The following is a 10,523-nucleotide window of genomic DNA, read 5'->3' as shown; positions in this document are numbered from 1 at the left end:
ACCACGACAGCGGCGAGTCCCAGGCACCACGACAGCGGCGAGTCCCAGGCACCACGACAGCGGCGAGTCCCAGGCACCACGACAGCGGCGAGTCCCAGGCACCACGACAGCGGCGAGTCCCGGGTGCCGCGACGGCCGCGGTCCGGCCCTCCCGCCGGAGGACCGGACCGTCCCCGCCCGGCCGGAACCGCTGTGGGCCGGGCGGGGAGTCGTGCTGCGGCCCGGTGGCCCCGGTCGCGCCCGGCGCGAGCCGGCGGGCCCCGGTGGGATCAGTGGGACCCGTCGGCGGAGGAGGACCCGTCGCCCGCGCCCGCCTGGTCGCCCGCGCCCTCGCCCGTGCCGCTCTGGTGGCCGCCCGCCGTGGCCGACGGGTCGGCGCCGCCGCCGATCTGGTCGCCGCCCGCCTGGTCACCGGCGCCCGAGCCGTCCCCGGCGCCCGCCTGCTCCCCGGCTCCAGCCTGGTCACCGGCACCGGCGCCGGCCTGGTCACCAGCTCCTGCCTGGTCGCCCGCGCCGGCCTGGTCGCCCGCGCCCGCCTGGTCCCCGGCTCCGGCACCCGCCTGGCCGCCCGCGCCGTTCCCGCCGTTCCCGAGGGTGGCGCCGGTGGCCTGCAGGGCCGCGGTGACCGGCTGGAAGAAGGTCTCGCCGCCGCTGGTGCAGTCCCCGCTGCCGCCGGAGGTGAGGCCGACCGCGCCGCCGTCCTGGGTGAACAGGGAGCCGCCGCTGTCGCCCGCCTCGGCGCAGACGTCGGTCTGGATGAGGCCGGTGACCGTGTCGACGCCGTTGGGGTCCGTCTCGCTCTGGAAGTTGACGGTGGCGTCGAGGCCGGTCACCTGGCCGTTGTGCAGCCCGGTGGTGGAGCCCATCCGGAACACGGCCTGGCCGACCGTCGCGTCCACCGCCTGGTTGATCTGCACGGTCTGGCCGTTGCCCGCGTTGACCTCGCTGGGCGCCTGGGTGTTCGGGTCGTCGTACTTGACGAGTGAGAAGTCGCCCTCGCCGGGGAAGGTGGCCTGGTCCACGGTGGCGATGGGCTGCCCGTTCTGGGAGTCCGACCACTGCTTGGCCGCCACCCCGCAGTGACCGGCCGTCAGGAAGGCGGGGCTGCCGTCGGAGGCGGTGACGTTGAAGCCGAGGGAGCAGCGCACGTTGCCGCCCTGCACCTGGGAGAAGATGGCGTCGCCGCCCGAGACGAAGGTCTTGAGGGAACCGGCGGACCTCTTCAGGGTGGCCATGCCGGAGCCGAGACCGCGCACGGTCGACTGGACCCGGTCCCACTTGGCGCCGGTGACAGTGGAGTCGGCGGTGACCACGACCTTGTTGGTGCGCGGGTCGACGGCCCAGGCGGTGCCCGGGACGGTGGCCTTGCTCTTCAGGGTCCGCGCGGCGGCCTGGAGTTCGGCGGTGCTGTTGTCGACCTGGCGCACGGCCGCGCCGGCCTTCTCCGCCTGGACGATCACGTTCTTGTCGCCGCTGACCACGTTGACGACGAGCTGCCGCTTGGCGCTGTCGTAGTAGGACCCGGCGACGGCGTCGCCGAGCGCCTTCTGCAGTTGGGCGGCGAGATCCGAGGCGTCCGCGGCCTTCAGGGTCCTGGCGGTGCCGGCGGCGCCCGACGCCTTGTCCTGGGACGCGTTGGCGTTGGGCAGCAGGAGGGCCGCCGCGCCGAGCGCAGCGACACCGCCCACCGCTATCGCGGCCTTGCGCTTGGGCATTCGCTTGTGACTCAAACTTCTCGACCTCCTGGGAGCGGGGGAATCTGCCGCGGTCGGGCAGTCGTTCGGGGCGCCTGGATGGCTACAGGTACGGGCGGGTCAGGCGGTGCGTTCAATTCCGGTTGCCGACTCCCGTGCCACCGAGGCGAATCGGCCGCGTCGCGCGTGTCCCGGCGCCGGGCCGGGAAGAATCGCCGACATGACGCTGACCACCGCCGAGGCCGACAAGATCCTCGCCACCTGTTTCGCCCCCTGGGTCCTCGAACTGGGCCTGGTGGTCGAGTCGCTGGCCGAGGACCGCGCGGTGCTGCGGCTGCCCTGGTCGGAGCGGCTGGCCCGGGAGGGCGGCGGGCTGTCGGGCCAGGCGCTGATGGCGGCGGCCGACACGGCCACGGTGATCGCGGTCTCGGCCGCCCGGGGCGGCTTCGTGCCGATGACGACCGTGCAGCAGTCGACGTCCTTCCAGCGCGCGGTGACCGGTTCCGACGTCCGGATCGAGGCGGTGCTCACCAAGCTGGGGCGGCGGACGGCGTTCGCCGACATCACCCTGCGCGACACGGAGTCGGGCGCACTGGCGGCCCGGGCGAGCACGGTCTACGCGCTCCTGGGCTGACGGTCCGCGCCTTCCCGGGCCGGCGCTCCGCGCGCCCCTGAACGGGCACGCTCGGCTACCGCTCGGTAACAGCCAGTTCCGCACACGTACCGGAATCCCTGCTTCAGGGAATCTGCACATCGACTGCCCAAGCGCGTCACCGCCGCCGTCGTATCTGCACATCCGCGCGCCCCCCGGCACTCCTTTGGCGCGGAGTGCCGGATTCGCCGGCCGGTGGGCAAGGGCGCGGCCGCGCCGATGCCGTGCGGCATGTGAAGGAGTGGCCGACACGGCGTGCGCAAACCTGCACCGTTGGACTCTTCGGTACTCCAAGTGCGCAGGTGAGAGGCATGTTTGATTGGAAGCCAGAAGCGCGGGCGTGCTTTGATCCATCGCACCGCGGGCATTCCCCCGGGCCTTCCGGAAACGGGGGCCCGGAGCCCGCGGTGGCGGCCGTCCGTCTGTCCCCAGAGGGGGCCGCTTCCCCCCTTATGAATATCCATACGAAGGGAAGTTCCACCATGAACTCCACCCCCCAGGTTGAGACCGTCGAGATCTCGGACGCCGAGCTGGACAACGTCTCCGGCGGTCTGTCCCTGAACGCCCTCAACACCGTGACCGGTGCCGTGAACGGCGTTGCCCCCGTCGCCGGCCTGGTGGACACCGCCGTCGGCACCGTCGAGGGTGTCACCGGCCTGAACACCGCCCCGATCACCGGCCTGGTCGCCGGTCTCTGATCGCACCCCGGTGTCACCGAGGTCCCGGAGCCGCCCCCCGGCTCCGGGACTCTCGGGTGCCCGCGTTCCTGTCGTGACGATGTCTCTCCTCGGGTGAGGGAAGTTCCGTGCAGTTCCGCCAACAGGCCCTCGCCAAGCTCCAGTCGCCGGAGGAGCTGGACCTCCCGGTGCGACTGGCCCGCCCCCAGGGCTGGCTCGCGCTCGGCGTCACCGTCGTCGTCATGGCGGCGGCCTCCGTGTGGGCGGTGACCGGATCGGTCGCCTCCACCGTCGCCGCACAGGCCGTCCTGACCCATGGGCAGGGCAGTTACCTGCTGCAGAGCCCCGTCGCCGGCCAGGTCACGGCCGTGCTCGCCGAGCAGGGCGAACGGCTGCCGGCCGGCGCGCCCGTGCTCAAGGTCCGCACCGGCCAGGGCGACACGGTGGTGCGCACCGTCGCCGCGGGCCGGATCACCGCGCTCGCCGCCACCATCGGGCAGATCGTCCAGACCGGCGCCAACGTGGCCTCCGTGGAGAAGATCGCCCACGCCTCGGACCCGCTGTACGCGACCGTGTACGTCCCCGCCGAGAACGCGGCCGCCATCCCCGCGCACGCCCCGGTCGACCTGACCGTGTCCTCCGTGCCCGCACAGCGGTACGGCGTGCTGCGCGGGCACGTAAAGTCGGTGGACCGCGCCGCGCAGTCCCCGCAGTCCATCGCCGCGTTCCTCGGCGACAGCCAGCTCGGCGAGCAGTTCACCCGCAAGGGCCGCCCGGTGGCGGTGCTGGTCTCGCTGGACAAGTCGGCGTCGGCGAAGAGCGGTTACCGCTGGTCGTCCGCCGAGGGGCCGCCGTACCGGCTCGACTCCATGACCCTCGCCTCCGGTTCGATCAAGCTGGCCGACCAGCGTCCCGTCGATTGGCTGCTCCCGTGACCACCGCCCAGGAATCCCGCGGCCGCAGACGCGCCGCCCCGGCCCGCAGGCCGGTGCCCAAGTCCCGCGGCGGCACGGTCCGTACGCCCACCGTGCTCCAGATGGAGGCCGTCGAGTGCGGCGCCGCCTCCCTCGCCATGGTGCTCGGCCACTACGGCCGGCACGTCCCGCTGGAGGAGCTGCGCATCGCCTGCGGCGTCTCCCGCGACGGCTCGCGCGCCAGCAACCTGCTGAAGGCCGCCCGCGGTTACGGGCTGACCGCCAAGGGCATGCAGATGGACCTGGCCGCGCTCGCCGAGGTGAAGGCGCCGGCCGTCCTCTTCTGGGAGTTCAACCACTACGTCGTCTACGACGGCATGGGCCGCCGCTTCGGCCGCCGCGGGGTGTACATCAACGACCCCGCCAAGGGCCGCCGGTTCGTGCCGATGGAGGAGTTCGACGGCAGCTTCACCGGTGTCGTGCTGGTGATGGAGCCGGGCGCGGACTTCACCCGGGGCGGCCGCCGGCCGGGCGTGCTCGGCGCGATGCCGGCCCGGCTGCGCGGCACCGCGGGCACCCTGCCGGCCGCCGTGCTGGCCAGCCTGCTGCTGGTGGCGGTCGGGGCGGCGGTGCCCGCGCTCAGCCGTACCTACATCGACATGTTCCTCATCGGCGGGCAGACCTCGCTGCTCGGCGTGCTGTTCGCCTCGATGGCCACCTGTGTCGCGCTCACCCTGGTGCTGACCTGGCTCCAGCAGGCGAACCTGCTGCACGGCCGGATCATCTCCTCCACCCTCTCCAGCGCCCGCTTCCTGCGCCATCTGCTGCGGCTGCCGGTCACCTTCTTCTCCCAGCGCTCCCCGGCCGACCTGGTGCAGCGCCTGCAGTCCAACGACCAGGTGGCCGAGACCCTGGCCCGCGACCTCGCGGCGGCGGGCGTGGACGCCATCGTGGTCGTGCTGTACGCCGTGCTGCTGTACACGTACGACCCGCAGCTGACGTTCGTCGGCATCGGCGTGGCCCTGCTGAACGTCGTCGCGATGCGGCTGGTGGTACGGCTGCGGGCGACCCGGACGGCGAAGCTGCGCGCGGACACCGCCCGGCTCACCAACACCTCGTACTCGGGGCTGCAGCTCATCGAGACGATGAAGGCGACCGGCGGCGAGGACGGCTACTTCCGCAAGTGGGCCGGCCAGCACGCCGCCACGCTGGAGGAGCAGCAGCGGCTCGGCGTGCCGAGCGCCTGGCTGGGCGTGGTCGCGCCGACGCTCGCCACGCTCAACAGCGCGCTGATCCTCTGGATCGGCGGGATGCGGGCCGTCGAGGGGCACATCTCGGTCGGTCTGCTGGTCGCCTTCCAGGCGCTGGTCACCCGGTTCACCGCGCCGCTGACCCGGCTCAACGGCGTCGCGGGCCGCATCCAGGACTTCGCCGCGGACGTGGCCCGGCTGAAGGACGTGGAGAACTTCCAGGCCGACCCGCTCTACGCGCGGCCCGGCTCGGGCGACTCCACCCGCCGGCTGCACGGGCACATCGAACTGGAGAACGTCACCTTCGGCTACAGCCCGCTGGACCAGCCGCTGCTGACCGGGTTCGACCTGACGGTGGGCCCCGGCCGGCAGGTGGCCCTGGTCGGCGGCTCGGGCAGCGGCAAGTCGACGGTGTCCCGGCTGATCTCGGGCCTGTACACGCCGTGGGACGGGGTGATCCGCATCGACGGCCGCCGGCTGGAGGACATCCCGCGCGGCGCGCTCGCCGCCTCGGTGTCCTTCGTCGACCAGGACGTGTTCCTGTTCGAGGGCTCGATCCGCGACAACGTGGCCCTGTGGGACCCGTCGATCCCCGACGAGGCGGTGATCGAGGCGCTCAGGGACGCCGCCCTGTACGACGTGGTGACGCGCCGGCCGGGCGGGATCCACAGCATGGTCGAGCAGGACGGCCGGAACTTCTCCGGCGGCCAGCGGCAGCGCCTGGAGATCGCCCGGGCGCTGGTGCGCCGGCCGAGCATCCTGGTGCTGGACGAGGTGACCAGCGCGCTGGACGCGGAGACCGAGCTGGTCGTGATGGACAACCTGCGCCGGCGCGGCTGCGCCTGCGTGGTGATCGCCCACCGGCTGAGCACGGTCCGCGACAGCGACGAGATCGTCGTGCTGGAGCACGGCACCGTCGTGGAACGCGGGCGGCACGAGGAGCTGGTGGCGCGCGGTGGCGCGTACGCCGCGCTGGTCAGGGAGCGGTGAGATGACGTCCGTGCACGAAGGCGACCTCGTCCTCGGCGCGCTCGGTTCGCTGGGCACGCGGGTCGACTGCGCCGGTTTCAGCCGCGTGGACCTCGAAGGGCCGCAGGTGCTGTGGCTGGTCGCGGCCGGCGGGCTCGACCTGTTCGCGGTGGACGCCGAGCAGCAGGGGCACTGGCACCATCTGGGCCGCCTGGAGGCGGGCGCGCTGCTGCTCGGCCCGGTCGCCGGGCCCCAGCACACGCTCGTGGCCCGCCCGGTGCGGGACTGCGTGCTGCACCGCGTCAACCTGCGCGAGCTGTACCAGCCCGCCCACACCCAGACCTGGTCGTACGACGAGTACGGCAACCCGCAGTACGTGCCGCCCACGACCAGCCCGCTGGAGTACGCCCTCGCCCTCGGCGTGGGCCGCGGTCTGTCCGTCCTCTTCCAGGCGCCGATGGCCGAGGAACGCGCCGCCGCGCCCGCCGACGACGACGTGTTCTGGATGCAGGTGCCGCCGGGCAGCGTGCAGTACGGCTCGCTGTACGGCGCCGAGGCCGCGGCCGATCTGCTGATGGACCCGGCGCTGTGGCAGAGCATGGTCGACCAGCAGTACCGGCTGCTGACCGCGCTCGACCGGTGGATCGAGCAGCTTGAGCGCACCCACGAGACGCGTACGGCGGCCGGCATCAAGGCCGGTGAGGCGGTCCGCGCCCAGGCCGACCAGACGCTGCTGGCCTCCATCGGCAGGCGCTCGGCCCGTCCGGCGACGGCCGCCGACGCCGACGCGAGCTACGCGGCCTGCAAGCTGGTCGCCGAGGCGGCCGGCATCGAGCTGGCCGCCCCCGCGCAGAGCGGCACCGAGAGCGAACGCCTCGACCCGGTCGAGCGGGTGGCGCTCGCCTCCCGGGTGCGGACCCGGGCGGTCCGGCTGGACGGGCGCTGGTGGCGGGAGAACGTGGGCCCGCTGGTGGGGCACCGGGCGCTGTCCGGGGCGCCGGTGGCGCTGCTGTGGCGGCGCGGCGGCTATGTGGCGGTGCATCCGGGCACCGGGCGCGAGACGCCGGTGGAGAAGGCGAACGCCGAGGAGTTCGAGCCGCGCGCGGTGATGTTCTACCGGCCGCTGCCCGAGCGGCGGCTCGGTCCGCTCGGGCTGCTGCGGTTCAGTCTGCGCGGCACGCGCGGCGACCTGGGCAATCTGGCGCTGGCCGGGCTGGTGACGGTGGTCATCGGCGCGCTGGTGCCGATCGCCACCGGCAAGGTGCTCGGCGAGTACGTGCCGAAGGCCCAGACGGGCCTGATCGTGCAGGTGTGCCTCGCGGTGATGGTGAGCGGGGTGGTGTCGGCCGCCTTCACACTGCTGGAGAACCTGACCATCCTGCGCATGGAGGGCCGCATCGAGTCGGCGCTGCAGCCGGCCGTGTGGGACCGGCTGCTGCGGCTGCCCACCCGGTTCTTCACCCAGCGCTCCACGGGTGAGCTGGCCAGTGCCGCCATGGGGATCAGCGCGATCCGCCGGCTGCTGGCCGGGACCGGCCCGGTGGTCGCGCAGTCGGTGACGGTCGGCGCGATGAACCTGGGGCTGCTGTTCTGGTACAGCCCGGCGATGGCCATGGCGGCGATCGGCATGCTCGTCGTCATCGCGGCGGTGTTCCTGGGGCTCGGCCTGTGGCAGGTCCGCTGGCAGCGGCGCCTGGTGGTGCTCGGCAACAAGCTGAACAACCAGGCCTTCCAGACCCTGCGCGGTCTGCCCAAGCTGCGGGTGGCGGCGGCGGAGAACTACGCGTACGCCGCGTGGGCGCGCCAGTTCGCGCACAGCCGGGAGCTCCAGCAGAAGGTGGGCCGGATCAAGAACCTCACCTCGGTGCTGGGCGCGGTCTACCTGCCGGTGTGCACGCTGCTCATGTTCATGCTGCTGGCCGGGCCGGCCAGGGGCGCGATGTCGGCGGCGGCGTTCCTCACCTTCAACACCTCGGTGACGATGGTGCTGACCTCGGTCACCCAGCTCACCGGCTCCTTCGTCTCGGCGGTGGCGGCGCTGCCGCTGTTCGAGGAGATCAGGCCGGTGCTGGACGCCACGCCCGAGGTGCGCACCGCGAGCACCCGGCCCGGCCCGCTGTCGGGCGCCGTCGAGGCCCGCCGGCTGTCGTTCCGGTACGCCGACGACGGGCCGCTCGTCCTCGACGACGTGTCCTTCGCCGTCCGTCCGGGCGAGTTCGTGGCGGTCGTCGGCCCGAGCGGCTGCGGCAAGTCCACGCTGCTGCGGCTGCTCATCGGCTTCGACCGGCCGGTCTCGGGCAGCGTGCTGTACGACGGGCAGGACCTGGCGGCCCTGGACCAGTCGGCGGTGCGCCGCCAATGCGGTGTGGTGCTCCAGCACGCGCAGCCGTTCACCGGTTCCATCCTGGACGTCATCTGCGGCACCGAGCCGTACACGCCGGAGGAGGCGATGGCCGCGGCCGAGCTGGCGGGCCTCGCGGAGGACATCAAGCGGATGCCGATGGGCCTGCACACGATCGTGGCCGGCAACGGCGCGATCTCCGGAGGCCAGCGGCAGCGGCTGATGATCGCCCAGGCGCTGATCCGGCGTCCGCGCATCCTGTTCTTCGACGAGGCGACCAGCGCCCTGGACAACGACACCCAGCGCACGGTCATCGACAGCACCCGCAAGCTGAACGCCACCCGGATCGTCATCGCGCATCGCCTCTCGACGGTGCTGGACGCGGACCGGGTGATCGTGATGGAGGACGGCCGGGTGATCCAGCAGGGGCCGCCCGCCGAGCTGCTCGCCGACACCGGGGGCCGGCTGCACGAACTGGTGCGCAGGCAAATGGCGTAGGCGAGGACCGGGCCGGGCCGGGCGGTCAGTCCAGGCCCGGCACCGGTGCGCCCGAGGGCGCTCCCGCCGCGACGTAGGCGTCGTAGAACTCCCGCCAGGCCGCGCCCGCTCCGGCGTGCGGTCCGTCGGGGTGCTCGCCGCGCGCCCTGGCGTCCAGGGCGGCCAGGCACACCTCCCAGCCCGCGGCGTTGCGGGCGGCGGCCTTGTCGTCGGCCAGCACGTCGGTGAGCGTCAGCCGGGTGCGCCGGACGTCCTCCGCCTCCAGGCCGAAGCGGAGTTCGTCGCCGCCCCACTCGAAGGAGAGGTGGCGGGGCGGGTCGGCGGCGAGCACCGTGCCGGTCGACTCCGGCATGTTCGGGTCGCCGCTGAACGTGATGGCGCCGCCGGGGCGCAGGTCCATCTCGGCGCGCGAGGGGAACCAGCCGGCCAGCTCGCCCGGGTCGGTCACCAGCCTCCAGACCCGGTCCTGGGGCAGGTCGTAGATCCGGGTGAAGCGGACGGCCGGGCGGCCGTCGTCCAGGGTCAGGAAGGTGCCGGTGAGGTCGGCGGGCATGGTGATCGGTCCTCCGCGGTGCGGGCCCCCCTCGGCGTGCCGAGGCTACCCGCCCACTCCCCCGCGCGTCCGCACGCCGGGCCCGTGGACGACGCCTCCGCCTTCCCGGACCCGTGCCGGGGCGCTTGAGACCGCGCCGACGGGTAACCCGTAGTGGATCAAGACCAGGCGACGGAAGGAGACGCCATGCCGGGCGGGAACGACCAGGGGAAGCGGCCCGATACGGCCCTGGGGGAAGTGCTGCACGAGGCCGAGGAGGCCGAGACGCACGGCGAGGACGAGCGGAACCGGGGCGAGGCGGCGGACGCCATCACCCCGAACACCGGAGCGCAGGAGCAGTCCGAGGGGGACTGAGCGCCCTCCCGCTATTCCGGCGGAGCACCCACCGGGTGCTCCGCCGGCGCGCGGGCGACCGCGTGCAGGTTCGCGGCCATGGCGCGGCCGGTCCGGTGCGACCACTCGCGGCCGCGTTCCTCGTCCAGGTAGTCGGGACCCGGCCCCGGGCCGAGGTGCCAGTACGTCCAGGCCTGGCCCGGGATCGTGTGGCCGATGTCGGCGAGGGCGCCGGAGATCTCGCTGATCACATGATGCGCCCCGTCCTCGTTGCCGGTGACGACCGCACCGGCGACCCGGTTGTAGGCGACCGGGCGGCCGTCGCCGTCGGTCTCGGACAGCATCGCGTCCATCCGCTCCAGCACCCGCTGGGCGACGGAGGACGGGCGCCCCAGCCAGGTCGGTGACGCGATCACCAGGATCTCGGCGTCCAGCAGCTTGCCGTGGACCTGGGGCCAGGCGTCGCCGTCGGTGACGGGCTCGCTGGTGACGCCGGGCTCGATCGGCAGGTCCACCGCCCGTACGAGGTCGACGCCCACGCCCTCCTTCTCCAGTCGCCCGGTGACCACCCCGGCGAGCGCCTCCGTGTCGGAGGCGTCGGGTGACCGCTTGAGAGTGCAGTTGATCACTAGTGCTTTCATC

At 73.3% G+C, this 10,523-nt stretch carries 9 protein-coding genes; 6 read left to right on the top strand and 3 right to left on the bottom strand.

Annotated elements, in window-relative coordinates; all coding sequences use genetic code 11:
* Positions 1–269 precede the first annotated feature (269 nt).
* Positions 270–1,715: a S1 family peptidase gene (locus ACFYU0_RS17170; protein ID WP_389301940.1), complete on the bottom strand. Its 1,446-nt coding sequence runs from the start codon at positions 1,713–1,715 to the stop codon at positions 270–272.
* Positions 1,716–1,914: 199 nt separating this feature from the next.
* Between ACFYU0_RS17170 and ACFYU0_RS17165 the strand changes: the two genes are divergently transcribed.
* The 5 genes from ACFYU0_RS17165 to ACFYU0_RS17145 all read left to right on the top strand — a co-directional run bounded on the left by ACFYU0_RS17165 (position 1,915) and on the right by ACFYU0_RS17145 (position 8,995).
* Positions 1,915–2,328, top strand: a complete 414-nt coding sequence (locus tag ACFYU0_RS17165) for a PaaI family thioesterase (protein WP_351672587.1) — start codon at positions 1,915–1,917, stop codon at positions 2,326–2,328.
* Positions 2,329–2,828: 500 nt separating this feature from the next.
* A complete protein-coding gene (locus ACFYU0_RS17160) occupies positions 2,829–3,044 on the top strand; it encodes a type A2 lantipeptide (RefSeq protein ID WP_351672585.1) in 216 nt (71 codons plus the stop codon).
* Positions 3,045–3,151: 107 nt separating this feature from the next.
* Positions 3,152–3,958, top strand: coding sequence for an HlyD family efflux transporter periplasmic adaptor subunit (locus ACFYU0_RS17155; protein WP_351672583.1), 807 nt, complete (start codon positions 3,152–3,154; stop codon positions 3,956–3,958).
* Positions 3,955–6,177 (top strand): NHLP family bacteriocin export ABC transporter peptidase/permease/ATPase subunit, encoded by a 2,223-nt coding sequence (locus ACFYU0_RS17150; protein WP_389301793.1) that lies wholly within the window; start codon positions 3,955–3,957, stop codon positions 6,175–6,177. Before ACFYU0_RS17155 ends, ACFYU0_RS17150 begins: the two co-directional genes overlap by 4 nt.
* Before the next feature lies 1 nt (position 6,178).
* On the top strand, positions 6,179–8,995 hold the full coding sequence (locus tag ACFYU0_RS17145; RefSeq protein WP_389301790.1) for an NHLP bacteriocin export ABC transporter permease/ATPase subunit: 2,817 nt from the start codon (positions 6,179–6,181) through the stop codon (positions 8,993–8,995).
* Between the two features lie 25 nt (positions 8,996–9,020).
* Here ACFYU0_RS17145 and ACFYU0_RS17140 read toward each other — a convergent pair whose 3' ends face one another.
* Positions 9,021–9,548 carry an SRPBCC family protein gene (locus tag ACFYU0_RS17140; RefSeq protein WP_389301788.1) on the bottom strand — a complete coding sequence of 176 codons (528 nt, stop codon included), beginning with the start codon at positions 9,546–9,548 and terminating at the stop codon, positions 9,021–9,023.
* A 186-nt stretch (positions 9,549–9,734) separates the two neighbouring features.
* Here ACFYU0_RS17140 and ACFYU0_RS17135 point away from each other — a divergent pair, with 186 nt between their 5' ends.
* Complete coding sequence (locus ACFYU0_RS17135) at positions 9,735–9,902, top strand: hypothetical protein (RefSeq protein ID WP_351672575.1); 168 nt, start codon at positions 9,735–9,737, stop codon at positions 9,900–9,902.
* Between the two features lie 11 nt (positions 9,903–9,913).
* On the opposite strand, the gene ACFYU0_RS17130 is transcribed toward ACFYU0_RS17135, so the two are convergent.
* Positions 9,914–10,522 (bottom strand): flavodoxin family protein, encoded by a 609-nt coding sequence (locus ACFYU0_RS17130; RefSeq protein ID WP_389301938.1) that lies wholly within the window; start codon positions 10,520–10,522, stop codon positions 9,914–9,916.
* Position 10,523 lies beyond the last annotated feature (1 nt).

The organism is Streptomyces sp. NPDC003720 (assembly GCF_042875075.1).
GTDB lineage: Bacteria > Actinomycetota > Actinomycetes > Streptomycetales > Streptomycetaceae > Streptomyces.
Note: the sequence above shows the minus strand (reverse complement) of the source record. Positions and strands in the feature narration are given on the sequence as shown.